We start from the raw sequence: 17,086 nt of genomic DNA, 5'->3' as shown, positions 1-17,086 counted from the left end.
GTGCCGCACCGGGCGGTGGCGGCGGCGGGGCCGGGGCGATGCCGTTGGACACCTGGATCGTGACGATCGAGCCGGGAACCGTCTGACCGCTCGGCGACGTGCCGACGACCGCACCCTGGCGGGAGCTGCTGTTCACCGGGGTGGCTTGATCGGCCACCTGGAAGCCGGCCTCCCGCAGCCGCTGCTTGGCAGTCTCCAGCCCCATCCCGGCCACGCTGGGCACCCGCGAACCGGGGGCGCCGTCGACATAACGCGGATCGGTCGGGGGCAGCACGACCTCGCCGAAGTTGGTGGCGATCGGGTTCATCGCGGTGAACCACGTGCGGGCCGGCTCGTTACCGCCGAACAGGTTGCCGTCGCCACACTGGCGCAGCGGGAACGAGCACAGCTCGCCCGGTGAGGTCGAGTCGTCGTAGATGTAGTTCGCGGCGGCCAGCTGGTTGGTGAACCCGAGGAAACCCGCCGAGCGGTGCGCCTCGGTGGTCCCGGTCTTGCCCGACATCGGCAGCGTCCAGCCGACCGACCCCGCGGCGCCGGCCGCGGTGCCCGAACCCCTGTCGTCCTCGCTCATCGCCACGGCCAGTGTGTTGGCCAGACCCTCCGGGACCGCCTGCTCACAGGTCTCGGTGGTGACGGCGACTTCCTCGCCGTGCCGGTCGAACACCGCCTGGATGGGACTGGGCGGGCACCACATGCCGCCGGAAGCCAACGTCGCCGCCACATTGGACAGCTCCAGCGGATTGACCTCGATGGGTCCCAGCGTGAACGACCCCAGGTTCTGGCGTTTGACGAATTCGGCCAGACTCTCGTTGCTGTCGGGGTCGTAGTCGCGGGCCGTGCCGGGCAGCGCGTAGGAACGCAGGCCCAGCTTGACGGCCATGTCCACGGTGCGCTGCACGCCGACCTGCGCGATGAGCTTGGCGAACGCGGTGTTCGGCGAGGTCGCCAACGCCTGGGTGACCGTCATCGAGCCGCGGTAGTTGCCGGCGTTCTGCACGCACCACGTCTCGGGCGGACAACCCCGCGCCCCGCCGGTGCCGAGCCCCTTGGCCTCGAATCGGGACGGTGCATCGAGTTGGGCGTTGATGCCCATACCCATCTCCAGGGCGGCGGCGGTGGTGAACACCTTGAAGATCGAGCCGGCGCCGTCGCCGACCAGTGAGAACGGCTGCGGTTGCATCGTCTCGCCGGCGTCGAGGTCCAGGCCGTAGGTGCGGTTGCTGGCCATCGCGAGCACCGGGTGGGCTTCCTTGCCCGGCCGGATCACGCTCATCACGCTGGCCACCCCCGGCACGTCCGGATCGGCGACGCCGTCGATCGCGGATTTCACCTGCCCCTGGACGTCCGGGTCCAGCGTCGTCCGGATCAGGTAGCCGCCCTTGGCGACCTGATCCTTGCTGATGCCGGCCCGTGCCAGGTAGTCCAGCGCATAGTCGCAGAAGAAGGCCCGGTCGCCGGCGGCGATGCAGCCGCGCGGCAGCTCCTGCGGCTGGGGCAGCACGCCCAGCGGCTGGGTGCGGGCCTCGCGCAGTTCGTCGGCGTACTCGGGCAGGTTCTCGATCATCGTGTCGAGCACCACGTTGCGCCGCGCGAGCGCGCCGTCGGGATTGGTGTAGGGGTTCAGTGCGCTGGTCGACTGCACCATGCCGGCCAGCAGCGCGGCCTGCTGCCAGTTCAGTTCCGAGGCGTCGATGCCGAAATAGGTCTGGGCGGCGTCCTGGACGCCGAACGAGCCGTTGCCGAACGACACCAGGTTCAGGTAGCGGGTCAGGATCTCCGGCTTGGTGAACGTCTTGTCCAGCGTCAGCGCCATCCGGATCTCACGCAGCTTGCGGGCCGGGGTGACTTCGATCGCGGCACGCTTCTCGGCGTCGGTCTGGGCGATGACCAGCAGCTGGTAGTTCTTGACGTACTGCTGCTCGATCGTCGACCCGCCGCGGGTGTCGAGGTTCCCCGACAGGTAACCCGACAGGCCGGTCAGCGTGCCCTGCCAGTCGACACCGTTGTGCTCGGCAAAGCGTTTGTCCTCGATCGAGACGATCGCCAGCTTCATGGTGTTGGCGATCTGTTCGCTGGGCACCTGGAAGCGGCGCTGGGTGTAGAGCCAGGCGATCGGGTTGCCCTTGGCGTCGACCATCGTCGACACCTGGGGGACTTCCCCCTCGACCAGTTGGGCCGAGCCGTTGGCAACGACGTCGGAGGCGCGGTTGGACATCAGGCCGATGCCGCCGACGACCGGGAACATCAGACCCGCGGCGACGACACTGGCGAGCAGCACGCACCAGGCGAGCTTGATGACCGTGACCGACCGCGGCGGCGGTGGGGTCGGGAGCTGCTCCGGCATGGGTACAGAGTAGCGACGACGTGCGCCACCCGATCCGCCGATCGGCCCGGCTCACCCGCTGTGACGTGTGGTGAAACGGCGAAATCGTCAATTTGGTACCGATGACGGCACGGTTGTCCCAAAAAAGTGGTCACGGATGTATTGCGCCGAACGGCCCTGACCACCTAAGTTGACAACACAGTGCGATGCAGATCACACTCACCGCACGCAATGTGGCGTAGATCGCACCCAGCGGTCGACGTCGAAGTACATAGGGGAAACATTCGTCTGCGTTGTCGGGGCGCGGCCAGAACGAAGGGGACGCCGGTGTCAGGTATCAAGCCCGCCGCTCGCAGCACCACCATCAATCCGTCCGCCGATACCATTCTGCATGGTGCGGAGGCAGAAGCCCGGATTGCGTGGGTTTCGCAAGCCCGGTGTCGCCAAACCGACCCTGACGAGTTGTTCGTCCGCGGCGCCGCCCAGCGCAAAGCCGCGGTCATCTGCCGGCATTGCCCGGTCATCGCCGAGTGCGGCGCCGACGCCCTGGACAATCGCGTCGAGTTCGGCGTGTGGGGCGGCATGACCGAGCGTCAGCGGCGCGCCCTGCTCAAGCAGCACCCCGATGTGGTTTCCTGGGCTGACTTCTTTGCCGCCCAGCGCAAGCACCGCAGTGCGGGCTAACTCGCAGACCTAATCAGAGCCGGCGGCCGGACCCCTCGGGGTCAGGCCGCTTCGGTTTCTCCGGTGATCTGGTCGGCGATGGCCTGCAGTGCCTCGAGGTCGGAGACGTCGAACGGCAGCGAGGGCACCCCCACGATCGCCACGTGCGGGTTGGCGCCGGTGAACCGGGACAGCAGCCGCACCTCGCGTTTGGCGGTGGAGGCCCGGTCGGCGTGGATCCGCAGCGCAGCCGCGGCGACCGACGTCGGGTCGGTCTTCTCCAACTCCTCGGCCGCCTCGGTGGCCTTCTCGGCGTGCAGCTCACACAGCGTCGGATGGGTGCGGTTGAGGATCAGGCCGGCCAGAGGCATCCGCTCACCGGCCAACCGGTCCACGAAGAACGACGCTTCCCGCAGCGCGTCCGGTTCGGCTGCCGAGACCACGACGAACTGCGTGCCCCGCCGCTTGAGCAGCTCGTAGGTGCGGTCGGCTTTCTCCCGGAACCCGCCGAACGTCGCATCCAGTGACTGCACGAACCCCGCCGCGTCGGAGAGCATCTGCGAACCGAGGACCGTCGACATCCCCTTCATGGCCAGTCCGACGGCGCCGGTGACCAATCGGCCGATGCCGCGCCCGGGGGCCAGCAGCAGCCGCCACAGCCGGCTGTCCATGAAGCTGCCGAGCCGCTTGGGCGCGTCGAGGAAGTCCAGCGCGTTGCGCGACGGCGGGGTGTCGACCACGATCAGATCCCACTTGTCTTCGCCGAGAAGCTGTCCCAGCTTCTCCATGGCCATGTACTCCTGCGTGCCCGCCAGCGACGTGGCCACGGTTTGGTAGAACTGGTTCTCCAGAATCGCGTCGGCGCGCTCGGTGCCCGAGTACTGGATCACCATCTCGTCGAACGTGCGCCGCATGTCCAGCATCATCGCGTGCAGCTCGCCGGTGACCTCGGGCCCCAGCGGCACCCGCTGGGGGGTGTTACCCAGAGATTCGATGCCCAGCGCCTGGGCCAGCCGCCTGGCCGGATCGATCGTCAACACGACCACGGTGCGGCCGTACTCGGCCGCCCGCAGCGCCATCGCCGCGGCGGTCGTGGTCTTGCCGACACCGCCCGCGCCGCAACACACCACCACGCGGTTGGAGGTGTCACGCAGGATCGCGGCCATGTCCAGGGCCGGTGGGGTGGTGCTCATCGGTTTCCTCCGCTCACCGCACGCCCTGCCGGGCGAGTTCTTCGGCCAGTTCGTACAGGCTGCCCAGGTCCACCCCGTCGGTCAGGGTGGGCAGTTGCAGCCGGGGCACATCGATCTCGACCAGCTGCTCGGCACTCTCGGCGCGGGCCGCGACCCGGGTGGCGTGCTGAATGGTCTCGGTCAACAGCCCGGCGAAGTCCGTGTCGGACAGCGTGATCCCGGCGGTGGCCAACCCGGAGCGCACCGCGTCGGCGTCGACGTCCCCCTCGGCCGCCTTGGCGAGGTCGTCGGGTGCCAGGTACGCGGGAATGGTCCGGTTGACGATGACACTGCCGATCGGCAGTTCCATCTCCCGCAGTTCCGCGATGGCCTCGACGGTCTCCTGGATCGGCAAGGCCTCCAGCAGGGTCACGAGGTGGATGGCCGTCAGATCGGAGTGCAGCAACTTCACCACGCCCTCGGCCTGCGAGTGCACCGGACCGCCCTTGGCGAGGTCGGAGACCGCCTTGGTGACGTCGAGGAACCGCGCGATGCGCCCGGTCGGCGGCGAGTCGACCACCACCGCGTCGTAGACCGAATGCTTGGGCCGCGCATCCTTGGCCGTCCTGGTCACGACCTCCTTGACCTTGCCGGTGAGCAGCACGTCGCGCAGCCCCGGAGCGATCGTCGTCGCGAACTCGACAGCGCCGATGCGGCGCATCGCCCGCCCGGCCAGCCCCAGGTTGTAGAACATGTCGAGGTACTCGAGGAACGCCGCCTCGGTGTCGATGGCCAGCGCGTTGACCTGCCCGCCACCCTCGGCGGTCGCGATCTTGACCTCTTCGTAGGGCAGCGGGGGAACGTCGAACAGCTGCGCAATGCCTTGGCGCCCTTCGACTTCGACCAGCAACACCTTGCGACCGCCGGCGGCCAAGGCCAGCGCGAGCGACGCGGCGATCGTGGACTTTCCCGTACCGCCTTTGCCGGAGACGAAGTGCAGGCGCGCTTTGGTCAGGCGGGAGGGCCAACCGATCGACGTCGACCCGTTTGGTGTGCTAGCCACCACTGCATGCTAGCCAAGCCGATTCCGCCGCCCGATAAGCTCGGCGACATGAGTGAATCGAACCGCTGGGAGTATGCGACCGTCCCGCTGCTGACGCACGCCACCAAGCAGATCCTCGACCAGTGGGGCGAGGACGGCTGGGAGTTGGTGTCGGTCCTGCCCGGCCCCACCGGCGAACAGCACGTCGCCTACCTCAAGCGGCCCAAGTGACCGCCTGGTCGGCGCGTCTGACCGAGCTCGGCATCGAGCTCCCCGACGTGGTCAAGCCCGTCGCGGCGTATGTCCCCGCGGCCCGGACCGGCAACTTGGTCTACACCGCCGGACAGCTCCCGATGACCGAGGGCAAGCTGCCGGCGACGGGCAAGGTGGGCGACGCGGTGTCCCCGCAGCAGGCCAAGGAGCTGGCCCGGCAGTGCGGGCTGAACGCGCTGGCCGCGGTGGACGCGCTGGTGGGGATCGACGCGGTGGTCAAGGTGGTCAAGGTCGTCGGCTTCGTCGCCTCGGCGCCGGGCTTCGGTGGACAGCCCGCGGTGATCAACGGGGCCTCGGAGCTGTTCGGTGAGGTGTTCGGCGACGCGGGGGCACACGCCCGGTCGGCGGTCGGGGTGTCCGAACTCCCGATGGACGCGCCGGTGGAGGTCGAGATCATTGTCGAGGTCGCGCCGGTCGCGTGAGCGACGATCAGGCAGAGGTCGTGCCGGTCGCGTGAGCGACGATCGGGCAGGAGTCGCGTGAGCGCGCTGCAGCATCCCGCCTACGGCCTACTGAGGCCGGTGACGGACAGCGCGTCGGTGCTGCTCTGCAACAACCCGGGCAAGATGACGCTGGAGGGCACCAACACCTGGGTGCTGCGCGGGCAGGGCAGCGACGAGATGGTCGTGGTCGATCCGGGGCCCGACGACCCGGGAGTCTCCGACGAGCACATCGAGCGCCTCGCGGCGCTCGGCCCGATCCCGCTGGTGCTGATCAGCCACAAGCACACCGACCACACCGGCGGGATCGACCGCATCGTCGACCTGACCGGTGCGGTGGTGCGCTCGGTGGGCAGCGGCTTCCTGCGCGGGATGGGCGGGCCGCTGACCGACGGTGAGCGAATAGACGCAGCCGGGCTGCGGATCACCGTGATGGCCACCCCGGGCCACACCGCGGACTCGGTGTCGTTTCTGGTCGACGACGTCCGGGGCGGGCTGCCCGACGGGACAGGCGCTGTCCTGACCGCGGACACCGTCCTGGGGCGAGGCACCACGGTCATCGACCGCGAGGACGGCGACCTCGGTGACTACCTCGAGTCGCTGCGCCGCCTACGCGGCCTCGGCCATCGTGCGGTGCTCCCCGGGCACGGCCCCGACCTCGACGACATCGCCGCGATCAGCCAGACCTATCTCGCGCACCGCGAGGAGCGTCTCGATCAGGTGCGCGCCGCGCTCACCGAGCTGGGTGAGGACGCGGACGCGCGGCAGGTGGTCGAGCACGTCTACACCGACGTGGACGAGAGCTTGTGGGACGTCGCCGAGTGGTCGGTGCAGGCTCAGCTGAACTACCTGCGCCGCTGACCACCTCGCTCGGTGCCGGTCTGCTCGCTCGTTACCTCGCTCGGTGCTGGTCTGCTCGCTCGTTACCTCGCTCGGTGCTGGTCTGCTCGCTCGTTACCTCGCTCGGTACCGGTCTGCTCGCTCGTTACCTCGCTCGGCGCGCCAGGCGCTCGGAGTCGCTGATCAGCACGCTCTTGCCCTCCAGCCGGATCCAGCCGCGGTGGGCGAAATCGGCCAGCGCCTTGTTGACGGTCTCGCGGGAAGCGCCGACCAGCTGGGCGATCTCTTCCTGGGTCAGGTCGTGAGTCACGCGCAGCGCCCCGCCCTCCTGGGTGCCGAACCGCTGGGCGAGCTGCAGGAGTTGCTTGGCGACCCGGCCGGGCACGTCGGTGAAGATCAGGTCGGCAAGGTTGTTGTTGGTGCGGCGCAGACGGCGGGCCAGCACGCGCAGCAACTGCTCGGCGATCTCCGGCCGGTCGGCGATCCACGCGCGCAACGCTTCGCGGTCCATCGACACTGCGCGCACCTCGGTGATCGTGGTGGCGCTCGAGGTACGCGGGCCCGGGTCGAAGATGGACAGCTCGCCGAACATGTCGGACGGTCCCATGATCGTCAGCAGGTTCTCCCGGCCGTCCGGTGAGCGGCGGCCGATCTTCACCTTGCCGGAGATGATGATGTACAGCCGGTCCCCCGGCTCCCCTTCGGCGAACACCGTGTGTCCGCGCGGGAAGTCCACGGGCTGCAGTTGCTTGGTCAGCGCGGATACGGCGCTGGGTTCCACCCCCTGGAAGATTCCGGCCCTGGCCAGGATCTCGTCCACGTTGCCCCTCTTAAGCTGTTCGGTGTTCAGACATGCGTTTCCAACCTCGAGATCACTCAGTCTAGAGGTAAGCCTTGCCGACGTTGTCGGCAATGAGCCGTCAGCGTGACCTGCTCACGCTACACACGATCGGCATGTCGGGTCTGCTGAAACTCCGTTTTCGGCGCGGGAACGACCGCGGGAACCACGTAACGGGGCGCCGGCAAAGGGTGAACCTGATCGTTCGGTTGGTCCTCGACGAATTCGTCGAAATCGGTGACCCGCATCGGCACCCGCGGCAGGAACCTCAGGGCAGGGCCGTCGGCATCGTGCGCGCGACAGGGGCCGCTGCTGTTGGCCTTGGCATGCTCGAGGTACTCCGCCACATCGTCGGCCGTCACCGTCTCGCGCCCCAGCGCGGATTCGACGCGCTGCAATCCGACGGTCGCCATCATCAGCAACCCGGGGATCAGCACGACGAACAACCACGACACAAGGGTGAAGTAAACACACCCAATATCTCAGCGGGATCACGAATCGTCGACGGTAAGTACCGGTTCGCCACCAGGCCTGTCGGCCCGGCTCAGTACGCTGGCCTGGTGACCGTCAGCGAGCCCTCGGCTGGAAAGCGCGCCGCCGCCAAGGCGGCTCGCGGCGCCTCGTCGCGCAAATGGGACGCCGAGACCCGCCTGGGGCTGGTCCGGCGCGCCCGCCGGATGAATCGCACGCTGGCACAAGCGTTTCCGCACGTCTACTGCGAGCTGGACTTCACCAACCCGCTCGAACTGACCGTCGCGACCATCTTGTCGGCGCAGAGCACCGACAAACGGGTGAACCTGACCACGCCCGCGCTGTTCCGCACGTACCGCACCGCGCTGGACTACGCGCGCGCCGATCGCACCGAGCTCGAAGAGCTGATCCGGCCGACGGGCTTCTACCGCAACAAGGCCAATTCACTGATCCGGCTGGGCCAGGAGCTGGTGGAGCGTTTCGACGGCGAGGTGCCGGCGACCATCGAGGAGCTGGTCACGTTGCCGGGGGTGGGCCGCAAGACCGCCAACGTCATTCTCGGCAATGCCTTCGACGTCCCCGGCATCACCGTCGACACCCATTTCGGCCGGCTGGTCCGGCGGTGGCGGTGGACGGCCGAGGAGGACCCGGTGAAGGTGGAGCACGCCGTCGGCGAGCTCATCGAGCGCAGCGAATGGACGCTGCTGAGCCATCGGGTGATCTTCCACGGCCGCCGCGTCTGCCATGCCCGCAAGCCGGCCTGCGGGGTGTGCGTGCTGGCCAAGGACTGCCCGTCCTTCGGACTCGGCCCGACCGATCCGCTGGTCGCAGCCCCTCTGGTGAAGGGTCCCGAAACCGAGCACCTGCTGGCGCTGGCCGGCCTGTAGACCTGCGTCGTTCCCATGAGTGTGTCGGCGCGTTGGAGCATCGTGGCGATGGTCGTTCTCGTCGCCCTCGGGGTGGCGCTGTGGGCCGAACTCGGCGACGATCCGGGCGCCGGACGGGCCGGCTCGAGCACGTCGGACACGGTCTCCGCGCGCGACCGTCGAGACGCCGACACCGCCGAGGCGCTCGTGGCGCCTCGTGCCCGGGCCGACCTCGATCCTTGCCCGGGGCCGGGCGAGGGCGCCGGTCCGGAGCGACTGCGCGGCATCGTGCTGGAATGCGCCGGCGACGGTGCTCCCGTCGACGTGGCCAGGGCGCTGGCCGGGCGGACCGTCGTGCTGAACCTGTGGGCTTACTGGTGCGGTCCGTGCGCCGACGAGCTACCCGCCATGGCCGAGTACCAGCGCCGCATGGGGCCCGAGGTGACCGTGCTGACGGTGCACCAGGACGAGAACGAGAGTGCGGCATTGCTGCGGCTCGCCGAACTGGGTGTGCACCTGCCGACGTTGCAGGACGGGCGACGTCTCATCGCCGCTGCTCTGCGGGTGCCCAACGTGATGCCGGCCACGGTCGTGCTGCGCCCGGACGGTAGCGTTGCCGAGATCCTGCCCCGATCGTTTGCGACCGCTGACGAGATCGCCGCAGCGGTCGATCCGCAGATTGGAGAGACGAGGTGAGCTGGGACAGCGGCACCGGCGAACTGGCTCCCGACGCCGCCCCACCGTGGCTGGCGCCGCTGGTGCACCGGCCCGAGGCCGTCAAACACGCCTACCGCCGGCGGGTGCCCGCCGAGGTGCTGGCCGCGCTCACGGCCGCCAACACCACCGCCGCGCTGACCGGTGCCCGCCGCGACGCCGCGGTGCTGGTGCTGTTCTCCGGGCCCGGCGGCGGGCAGGCGGGCACGCTTCCCGACGACGCCGATCTGCTCGTCACGGTGCGGTCGTCGACGTTGCGTCACCACGCCGGGCAGGCGGCATTTCCCGGCGGCGCCGCCGACCCGGGGGACCGGGGCCCGGTGCACACCGCGTTGCGGGAAGCCACCGAGGAGACCGGGCTGGAAGCGAGCCGACTGCACCCGCTGGCGACGCTGGAGAAGATGTTCATCCCGCCGTCGGGGTTCCACGTGGTGCCGGTGCTGGCCTATTCGCCGGACCCGGGCCCCGTCGCCGTCGTCGACGAAGCCGAGACCGCGGCGGTGGCGCGGGTGCCGGTGCGTGCGTTCGTCAACCCGCGCAACCGCATCATGGTCTACCGGCGGGAGAACACCCGACGCACCGCTGGGCCGGCATTCCTGCTGCACGAGATGCTGGTGTGGGGATTCACCGGCCAGGTGATCTCGGCGATGCTCGACGTCGCCGGGTGGGCGCGAGCGTGGGACACCGAGAACGTGGTCGAACTCAACGAGGCAATGACGCGTCTGGACGCCCAGGACAGCTACGGTGAAGCACAACGATGACATCTTCACAATGGCTGGACATCGCCATTCTCGCTGTCGCGCTCATCGCCGCCATCTCGGGCTGGCGATCCGGAGCGCCTGGTTCGCTGCTGGCCCTCGTCGGGGTGGCCCTCGGCGCGGTGGCCGGTGTGCTGTTGGCCCCGCACGTGGTGGACCACATCAGCGGACCCCGCACCAAGTTGTTCGCGACGCTGTTCCTGATCCTGGTGCTGGTCGTCATCGGTGAGATCGCCGGTGTCGTGCTGGGCCGGGCGGTCCGCGGCGCCATCCGCAACCCGGTGCTGCGGGTCGCCGACTCGGTCGTCGGGGTGGCGGTGCAGCTCGTGCTGGTCCTGACCGCCGCCTGGCTGCTCGGGTCTGCGCTGAGCTCGTCCCCGCAACCCAACCTGGCGGCGGCCGTGCGTGACTCCAAGGTGATCGCCGAAGTCGACGCGGTCGCGCCGAGCTGGCTGCGGTCGGGGTCGGAGCGGCTGGCGGCACTGTGGGACACCGCCGGCCTGCACGACGTGCTCAAGCCGTTCGGGCCGACCGCGGTCGCCGCCGTCGACGCACCCGACGCCGCGCTGGCCGAATCAGCCGTCGTCGGTGCGACGAGCCCCAGCGTGGTGAAGGTCCGGGGTCTGGCCTCGAGTTGCCAGAAGGTGCTCGAAGGCAGCGGCTTCGTCGTCGCGCCGAACCGGGTGATGTCCAACGCCCACGTGGTGGCCGGATCGGAGAGCGTGTCCATCGAGGTGGGCGGGCAGAGCTACGAGGCCGGGGTGGTCAGCTACGACCCGGACGCCGACATCTCGATTCTCGACGTGCCCAATCTGCCATCCGCGCCGCTGCAGTTCGCCGACGGTGAGGCCCCGTCGGGCACCGACGGCATCGTCATGGGTTATCCCGGCGGCGGCGATTTCACGGCCACGCCGGCACGGGTCCGGGAGATCATCGAGCTCAACGGTCCCGACATCTACCGCACCACCACCGTCACCCGCGAGGTGTACACCATCAGAGGAACCGTCAAGCAGGGCAATTCCGGCGGGCCGATGATCAACCGCAGCGGCAAGGTGCTCGGCGTGGTGTTCGGTGCGGCGGTCGACGACGCCGACACCGGCTTCGTGCTCACCGCCGACGAAGTGGCGCGGCAGATGGCCCGGGTGGGCAACGTCGATCGGGTGCCCACCGGCACCTGCATCAGCTGACCGGTCGGGCGTACACCTGTCCGAGGAACCGGGTCAGCTGGTCGTTGACCTGGCCGGGTGCTTCCTCGTGGGCGTAGTGCCCCGCGCCGGCGATCGACGCGTAGCGCCCGTGCGGAGCGTACTGCCGGGTCCGGTTCACGGGATCGGCCAGCACATACGGATCGCCGTCGCCGCGCAGGTGCAGCACCGGCACCGACATCGGCCGCTTCATCGAGCGCATGAAGCGCCGGCCCTCGCCCCGCAGCTGGCTGCGCGCCGCCCAACGCTGGTACTCCAACGCCGAATGCGCAGCCGAGGGGATCTGGATGGCCCGCCGCAGATGGCCGATGGTCTCGGCGAAGTCGTCACCGGCCTGCCATGCGGCGCTGGACCTGCTGCGCACCAACCGTTCGAGCTCGGCGCCGTCGTGGCGGGTCAGGCTGCGTTCGGGCCAGATCGGGACCTGATAGCGCAGCATCCACGGCAGCAGTGCCCGGCCCTGGTCCCGGCGCCGCAGCGCCGAGGCGCGCAGTGCCGCCGGGTGCGGTGAACTCACCACGGCGATCGCCCGCACCACCCTCGGATGCAGCACCGACGTGGCCCAGCACACCAGGCCGCCGTCGGCGTGCCCCACCAGCGTGGCGCTGTTGTGCCCGAGCGCGCGCACCAGACCGGCGGTGTCGCCGGCCAGCGTCCAACCGTCGTATCCGCGAGGGGGCTTGTCGCTGGCTCCGTAGCCGCGCAGGTCGACGGCGACCACCCGGGCGCCCGACAGGCCGGTCAGCTGGTGGCGCCACGACCACCAGAACGAGCCGAACCCGTGCAGCATGATCACCAGCGGGCGGTCGGTGAACGGGCGGGACGCGTCGTCGGTGTCGGGACGCTGGTCGGCCTCGACGACGTGGAACCGAATGCCGTTGGCGTGCACGTCCAGGTGTCGCCACGGCCCGTCGATCCGCACTGTCGACGGATCAGGTGGGGGCATTACCAGCCGGACGGATCGGTGGCCGGCTTGCCGTCGGTGGTCGCCACCGCTTTGGCGGGCTTGTCCGGGCCGAACGCCTCGGGAATCTCTTTCACCGATTCGATGGTTTTCTGCGGCCCGCGGATCCGGCGCACCTTGAGGTAGCCGAGCAGCCCGAACACCGCGGTCACCACGACCATGATGCCGAAGACGATCAGGAACGCCGCCCACCGCCACAGCCACGTGTCGAGCAACTCGGCGACGAAGAAAAAGAAGAAGAACGTCGAGTAGAACAGCACCACCAGCGCCAGGATGAAGAAGACGCTGCCGGTCAGCCCCTTCTTGACGTCGCGCGTGATCTCGGCCTTGGCCAGCTCGACCTCGGCGCGCACCAGCGTCGACACCTGGGCGGTGGCGTCCTTGACCAGATCACCGATCGAGGGGTCCGGCTTGGGTGCGTGGGGGTCCACCAACGGTATCGACGTCACCGTGGTCGGTACGCCGTTCGTGCGATCGCTCACGCAAGCTTCCTTCCGGCTTCTGCTCGGTCCGGGTCCATTCCGGCTTATGTTGCCACGTGGCGTCCCACGAAACGATTCCGGCCGACGATAGACTGCGCTGACTACGAAGGTGTGGCGGGTCGGGCTGGTTGATAGGGGATTGACACGTGAGGTTGCGCGGCCGCTGCCTGACCCTGCGCGCTGTGCTGGCGGCACTGACTGCGGTGCTGCTGGTGCCCGCCGTGCCGGCCGCGGCCCAGGAACCCGTGCCGCTGGGCGGCGGCTCCGGGCTGGTCGTAGACGGTGAGACGTTGTGCACGTTGACCGCGATCGGCAACGACAACCAGGGCCGCCTGATCGGTTTCACGTCGGCGCACTGCGGCGGCCCCGGCGCGGTGGTGGCGGCCGAAGGCGCCGAGAACGCCGGTGTGGTGGGCACGATGGTGGCCGGCAACGACGCCCTGGACTACGCGGTGATCGAGTTCGACCGGGGCAAGGTCGCCCCGGTCAGCGCGGTCGACGGGTTCCGCATCGACGGGTTGGGACCCGATCCTTCGTTCGGCGACGTGGCCTGCAAGCTGGGCCGCACCACCGGGTACTCGTGCGGCGTCACCTGGGGCCCGGGACAACAGCCCGGCACCATCGTCAACCAGGTGTGCGGAGGGCCGGGTGACTCCGGTGCGCCGGTCACGGTCGACAACAAGCTGGTCGGCATGATCCACGGCGCGTTCTCCGAGGACCTGCCGACCTGCATCATCAAATTCATCCCGCTGCACACGCCTGCGGTCACGATGTCGTTCAACACCCAGCTGGCCGACATCACCGCCAAGGGCCGGCCCGGCAGCGGGTTCGTCCCCGTCGGCGCGGGCTGACCGGCCCGGCCCCGCTGCCCTGACCCGTCAGCCCGTCACTTGCTGGCGCGGATCGCCTCGAACACGCTGGGGTCCACCAACGTCGAGGTGTCCCCGAGTTCGCGTCCCTCGGCCACGTCGCGCAACAACCGGCGCATGATCTTGCCGCTGCGGGTCTTCGGCAATTCGGGCACCACGTGGATCTCGCGCGGCTTGGCGATCGGAGAGATCTCGCGGGCCACCTCGGCGCGCAACTCGTCGACCATGTTCTTCTCGCCGCCGTGGGCGCTGGACTTCAGGATCACGAAGGCACAGATCGCCTGCCCGGTGTGCTCGTCGGTCGCGCCGACCACCGCGGCCTCGGCGACACCCGAGTGTCCGACCAGCGCGGACTCCACCTCCGCGGTCGAGATCCGGTGCCCCGAGATGTTCATGACGTCGTCGATGCGCCCGAGCACCCAGATCTCGCCGTCGGTGCCGTACCGAGCGCCGTCACCGGCGAAGTACCAGCCCTGCTCGGCGAACCGGGACCAGTAGGTCTCCTTGAAGCGCTCGTCGTCACCCCAGATCCCGCGCAGCATCGACGGCCAGGGCTTGTCCAGCACCAGATAGCCGGTGACGTGCTCGCCGTGATCGGGCTGCGGCGCCAACTCGTTGCCGTCGTCGTCGACGATCTTGGCCGAGATCCCCGGCAGCGGGCGCATGGCCGAGCCCGGCTTGCACTCGGTGACGCCGGGCAGCGGGGAGATCATGATCGCCCCTGTCTCGGTCTGCCACCAGGTGTCCACGATCGGCGTCTTGTCGGCGCCGAACGCCATCCGGTACCAGCGCCACGCCTCCGGGTTGATCGGCTCACCGACCGATCCGAGCAACCGCAGGCTCGACAGGTCGTGTTCGGCGGGAATCTGGCGGCCCCACTTCATGAACGTGCGGACCAGCGTCGGGGCCGTGTAATAGATCGAGACGCCGTATTTTTCGATGATCTCGAAGTGGCGGTGTTCGTTCGGCGAGGCCGGGGTGCCCTCGTAGACGACCTGCGTGACGCCGTTGGACAACGGGCCGTAGACGATGTAGGTGTGCCCGGTGACCCAGCCGATATCGGCGGTGCACCAATAGACATCGGTTTCGGGCTTGATGTCGAACACGTTGTGGTGCGTGTAGGAGGACTGCGTCAGGTAGCCACCCGAGGTGTGCATGATGCCCTTGGGCTTGCCCGTGGTGCCCGAGGTGTAGAGCAGGAACAGCGGATGCTCGGAGTCGAAAGCCTCGGGGGTGTGCTCGGTCGAGGCGTTGGGGACGGTCTCGTCCCACCACTTGTCGCGGCCGTCGGTCCAGGGAGTGTCGATACCGGTGCGGCGCACCACCAGCACGTGTTCGACGGGGCTGTCGTCGCCCAGGCCGGCGATCGCCTCGTCGACCCCTTCCTTGAGCGACACCGCCGCACCGCGGCGGTACTGTCCGTCGCTGGTGATGACCAGTTTGGCCTGGGCATCCTCGATGCGGGCCTTGAGCGCCGAGGCCGAGAACCCCGCGAACACCACGCTGTGCATGGCGCCCAGCCGGGCGCACGCCAGCATCGCGATGATCGCCTCGGGCACCATCGGCATGTAGATCGCCACCCGGTCACCGGAGCGCAGGCCGAGGTCGGCCAGCGTGTTGGCGGCGCGGCACACCTCGTCCTTAAGTTCGGCGTAGGTGATCGAGCGGGCGTCATCCACCGGCTCACCCACCCAGTGGATCGCCACGCGGTCGCCGTTGCCGGCCTCGACGTGCCGGTCGACGCAGTTGTACGCGACGTTGAGCTTGCCGCCGACGAACCACTTGGCGAACGGGGCATCCGACCAGTCGAGTACGTCGGTGAACGGGGTGTCCCAGGCCAGCCGGTTGGCCTGCTCGGCCCAGAATGCCAGCCGGTCCGCCTCGGCCTGCTCGTAGAGCGCCTCGGTCGCATTGGCGTTCGCGGCGAACTCAGGGGCAGGCGGATACACAGACTGGGCTTCCACGTGCGTCTCGGTCATGGGTGTGAGGGTAGTCACCCAACGTTGCATCGAGGTTGGCAACTCACATGTGGGGCTGCGGGCGGTGCGTGCTACGCGACGAACGTCGCGGCTCGCGGGTCCAGCGGTACCCCGACGGCCGTCGGCGTGACCGGGCGCGTCGGCTAGCGTGGGCGCCGTGTCGGATCCGCTCGCCCCCCTGGTCGAACTGCCCGGTGTGCAGCAGGCCGGTGACGAGGCGCGCGAGGCGTTGGGCCGCGCCCATCGGCACCGTACCAATCTTCGCGGCTGGCCGAAGTCCGCGGCCGAGGCTGCGGTCCGCGCCGCCCGGGCCTCGTCGGTGCTCGACGGCGGACCGCTGCAGTTTCCCGCCGACGGGAGTGGTGATCCGGTGCTTGCCGGCGCGTTGCGGGTGGCTGAGGCGCTCGAAGGCGGGGAGGGGGCACTGGTCGGGGTGTGGCGCCGGGCGCCGCTGCAGGCGATGGCGCGGCTGCATGCGCTGGCCGCCAGCGACCTCGTCGACGACGACGCCCTGGGCCGCCCGCGCGGCGATATGGACACCAGCCGCCGCTTGGCGTTGCTCGCCGATCTGGTGACCGGGGGCACCCGGGTGCCCGCTGCGGTCCTGGCGGCCGTCGCGCACGGCGAACTGTTGACGTTGCAGCCGTTCGGCACCGCCGACGGGGTGGTGGCCCGCGCGGTGTCGCGGCTGATCACCATCGCCAGCGGTCTGGATCCGCACGGCCTCGGCGTCCCCGAGGTGCACTGGATGCGCCGCCCCGGCGACTACCGCGCGGCCGCACGAGGATTCGCGTCGGGAACCCCCGATGGGCTGGCAGCGTGGTTGGTGCTCAGCGGCGAGGCGCTGCACGCGGGCGCCAGGGAAGCCCTGGCGATCGCCGTGGCTGAGTCATCCTGAGTCATCCTGAGCGGGCATCTCGAGCTCGGGCCCCGGCAAACTCCGGACAATATGAAGCGGGCGACGCTCCGAGTGGTGTGATCCACTGCGGCTCGCCGCCCGCTAGCACGGGGCCCCGGTTACCAAGCGTGCGTTGGGGGTTGCGTGGGTGGCCTCGGCGTCCTTGCGAGTCGCGACCTCCGACGGGCCCCACCCAAAGGGCCGTCCTGGTTGTCCGATTCTCGCAGTTACGCAGGCCCGCAACACTTTTACCTGTTTCGCGGTATGTGCTCCGCGTGGGTTCCGGGAC

18 protein-coding genes are annotated in these 17,086 nt (G+C 69.3%); 10 read left to right on the top strand and 8 right to left on the bottom strand.

Features of this window, described 5'->3' with window-relative positions:
* A partial coding sequence (gene ponA2, locus J3476_RS20360) for a transglycosylase domain-containing protein (protein WP_207068172.1) occupies nucleotides 1–2,344 on the bottom strand: 2,344 nt, incomplete at its 3' end.
* Nucleotides 2,345–2,650: 306 nt separating this feature from the next.
* Between ponA2 and J3476_RS20355 the strand changes: the two genes are divergently transcribed.
* Complete coding sequence (locus J3476_RS20355; protein WP_207068171.1) at nucleotides 2,651–3,007, top strand: WhiB family transcriptional regulator; 357 nt, start codon at nucleotides 2,651–2,653, stop codon at nucleotides 3,005–3,007.
* Nucleotides 3,008–3,048: 41 nt separating this feature from the next.
* On the opposite strand, the gene J3476_RS20350 is transcribed toward J3476_RS20355, so the two are convergent.
* Both J3476_RS20350 and J3476_RS20345 read right to left on the bottom strand, forming a co-directional pair.
* Nucleotides 3,049–4,179: an ArsA family ATPase gene (locus tag J3476_RS20350; protein WP_207068170.1), complete on the bottom strand. Its 1,131-nt coding sequence runs from the start codon at nucleotides 4,177–4,179 to the stop codon at nucleotides 3,049–3,051.
* Nucleotides 4,180–4,192: 13 nt separating this feature from the next.
* On the bottom strand, nucleotides 4,193–5,224 hold the full coding sequence (locus J3476_RS20345; protein ID WP_207068169.1) for an ArsA family ATPase: 1,032 nt from the start codon (nucleotides 5,222–5,224) through the stop codon (nucleotides 4,193–4,195).
* Between the two features lie 45 nt (nucleotides 5,225–5,269).
* On the opposite strand from J3476_RS20345, the gene J3476_RS20340 reads away from it, so the two are divergent.
* From J3476_RS20340 to J3476_RS20330, 3 genes are all read left to right on the top strand, one after another.
* Nucleotides 5,270–5,431: a DUF4177 domain-containing protein gene (locus J3476_RS20340; RefSeq protein ID WP_152518992.1), complete on the top strand. Its 162-nt coding sequence runs from the start codon at nucleotides 5,270–5,272 to the stop codon at nucleotides 5,429–5,431.
* Complete coding sequence (locus J3476_RS20335; protein ID WP_207068168.1) at nucleotides 5,428–5,895, top strand: RidA family protein; 468 nt, start codon at nucleotides 5,428–5,430, stop codon at nucleotides 5,893–5,895. The genes J3476_RS20340 and J3476_RS20335 overlap by 4 nt, the downstream gene beginning before the upstream one ends.
* A 66-nt stretch (nucleotides 5,896–5,961) precedes the next feature.
* Nucleotides 5,962–6,774 carry an MBL fold metallo-hydrolase gene (locus J3476_RS20330; protein WP_207068177.1) on the top strand — a complete coding sequence of 271 codons (813 nt, stop codon included), beginning with the start codon at nucleotides 5,962–5,964 and terminating at the stop codon, nucleotides 6,772–6,774.
* Between the two features lie 124 nt (nucleotides 6,775–6,898).
* Here J3476_RS20330 and crp read toward each other — a convergent pair whose 3' ends face one another.
* Both crp and J3476_RS20320 read right to left on the bottom strand, forming a co-directional pair.
* Nucleotides 6,899–7,573 carry a cAMP-activated global transcriptional regulator CRP gene (gene crp, locus J3476_RS20325; protein WP_003931718.1) on the bottom strand — a complete coding sequence of 225 codons (675 nt, stop codon included), beginning with the start codon at nucleotides 7,571–7,573 and terminating at the stop codon, nucleotides 6,899–6,901.
* Between the two features lie 119 nt (nucleotides 7,574–7,692).
* Complete coding sequence (locus tag J3476_RS20320; RefSeq protein WP_373889097.1) at nucleotides 7,693–8,028, bottom strand: hypothetical protein; 336 nt, start codon at nucleotides 8,026–8,028, stop codon at nucleotides 7,693–7,695.
* A 240-nt stretch (nucleotides 8,029–8,268) separates the two neighbouring features.
* Between J3476_RS20320 and nth the strand changes: the two genes are divergently transcribed.
* Genes nth through marP form a run of 4 tightly spaced genes read left to right on the top strand, consistent with a single transcriptional unit; the run spans nucleotide 8,269 to nucleotide 11,587 of the window.
* On the top strand, nucleotides 8,269–8,949 hold the full coding sequence (gene nth / locus J3476_RS20315) for an endonuclease III (protein WP_207068176.1): 681 nt from the start codon (nucleotides 8,269–8,271) through the stop codon (nucleotides 8,947–8,949).
* Between the two features lie 15 nt (nucleotides 8,950–8,964).
* Nucleotides 8,965–9,624 (top strand): TlpA disulfide reductase family protein, encoded by a 660-nt coding sequence (locus tag J3476_RS20310; protein WP_207068167.1) that lies wholly within the window; start codon nucleotides 8,965–8,967, stop codon nucleotides 9,622–9,624.
* Entirely contained in the window at nucleotides 9,621–10,403 is a 783-nt protein-coding gene (locus J3476_RS20305) for a CoA pyrophosphatase (RefSeq protein WP_207068166.1), read from the top strand. Before J3476_RS20310 ends, J3476_RS20305 begins: the two co-directional genes overlap by 4 nt.
* A complete protein-coding gene (gene marP / locus J3476_RS20300) occupies nucleotides 10,400–11,587 on the top strand; it encodes a MarP family serine protease (protein ID WP_207068165.1) in 1,188 nt (395 codons plus the stop codon). The genes J3476_RS20305 and marP overlap by 4 nt, the downstream gene beginning before the upstream one ends.
* On the opposite strand, the gene J3476_RS20295 is transcribed toward marP, so the two are convergent.
* Together J3476_RS20295 and J3476_RS20290 are read right to left on the bottom strand one after the other, a co-directional pair.
* The gene (locus J3476_RS20295) at nucleotides 11,580–12,551 is read right to left on the bottom strand and encodes an alpha/beta fold hydrolase (RefSeq protein ID WP_207068164.1); all 972 of its coding nucleotides are present in this window, start codon (nucleotides 12,549–12,551) and stop codon (nucleotides 11,580–11,582) included. The genes marP and J3476_RS20295 overlap by 8 nt on opposite strands.
* Complete coding sequence (locus J3476_RS20290; protein WP_152518983.1) at nucleotides 12,551–13,051, bottom strand: phage holin family protein; 501 nt, start codon at nucleotides 13,049–13,051, stop codon at nucleotides 12,551–12,553. Before J3476_RS20290 ends, J3476_RS20295 begins: the two co-directional genes overlap by 1 nt.
* A 167-nt stretch (nucleotides 13,052–13,218) precedes the next feature.
* Here J3476_RS20290 and J3476_RS20285 point away from each other — a divergent pair, with 167 nt between their 5' ends.
* Complete coding sequence (locus J3476_RS20285) at nucleotides 13,219–13,902, top strand: serine protease (protein WP_373889096.1); 684 nt, start codon at nucleotides 13,219–13,221, stop codon at nucleotides 13,900–13,902.
* Nucleotides 13,903–13,937: 35 nt separating this feature from the next.
* On the opposite strand, the gene acs is transcribed toward J3476_RS20285, so the two are convergent.
* The gene (gene acs / locus J3476_RS20280) at nucleotides 13,938–15,899 is read right to left on the bottom strand and encodes an acetate--CoA ligase (RefSeq protein ID WP_207068162.1); all 1,962 of its coding nucleotides are present in this window, start codon (nucleotides 15,897–15,899) and stop codon (nucleotides 13,938–13,940) included.
* A gap of 157 nt (nucleotides 15,900–16,056) precedes the next feature.
* Here acs and J3476_RS20275 point away from each other — a divergent pair, with 157 nt between their 5' ends.
* On the top strand, nucleotides 16,057–16,797 hold the full coding sequence (locus J3476_RS20275) for an oxidoreductase (RefSeq protein ID WP_207068161.1): 741 nt from the start codon (nucleotides 16,057–16,059) through the stop codon (nucleotides 16,795–16,797).
* Nucleotides 16,798–17,086: the final 289 nt, after the last annotated feature.

The organism is Mycobacterium sp. PO1 (genome assembly GCF_017312405.1).
Lineage (GTDB): Bacteria > Actinomycetota > Actinomycetes > Mycobacteriales > Mycobacteriaceae > Mycobacterium.
The sequence above is the reverse complement of the archived record's forward strand: the minus strand, read 5'-3'. Positions and strand labels throughout refer to the sequence as shown.

Bases quoted from the DNA above. Each gene is read 5' to 3' on its own strand.
- J3476_RS20350 (WP_207068170.1), bottom strand. From the start codon at position 4,179: ATGAGCACCACCCCACCGGCCCTGGACATGGCCGCGATCCTGCGTGAC.
- J3476_RS20340 (WP_152518992.1), top strand. From the start codon at position 5,270: ATGAGTGAATCGAACCGCTGGGAGTATGCGACCGTCCCGCTGCTGACG.
- nth (WP_207068176.1), top strand. From the start codon at position 8,269: ATGAATCGCACGCTGGCACAAGCGTTTCCGCACGTCTACTGCGAGCTG.
- J3476_RS20310 (WP_207068167.1), top strand. From the start codon at position 8,965: ATGAGTGTGTCGGCGCGTTGGAGCATCGTGGCGATGGTCGTTCTCGTC.
- marP (WP_207068165.1), top strand. From the start codon at position 10,400: ATGACATCTTCACAATGGCTGGACATCGCCATTCTCGCTGTCGCGCTC.
- J3476_RS20295 (WP_207068164.1), bottom strand. From the start codon at position 12,551: ATGCCCCCACCTGATCCGTCGACAGTGCGGATCGACGGGCCGTGGCGA.
- acs (WP_207068162.1), bottom strand. From the start codon at position 15,899: ATGACCGAGACGCACGTGGAAGCCCAGTCTGTGTATCCGCCTGCCCCT.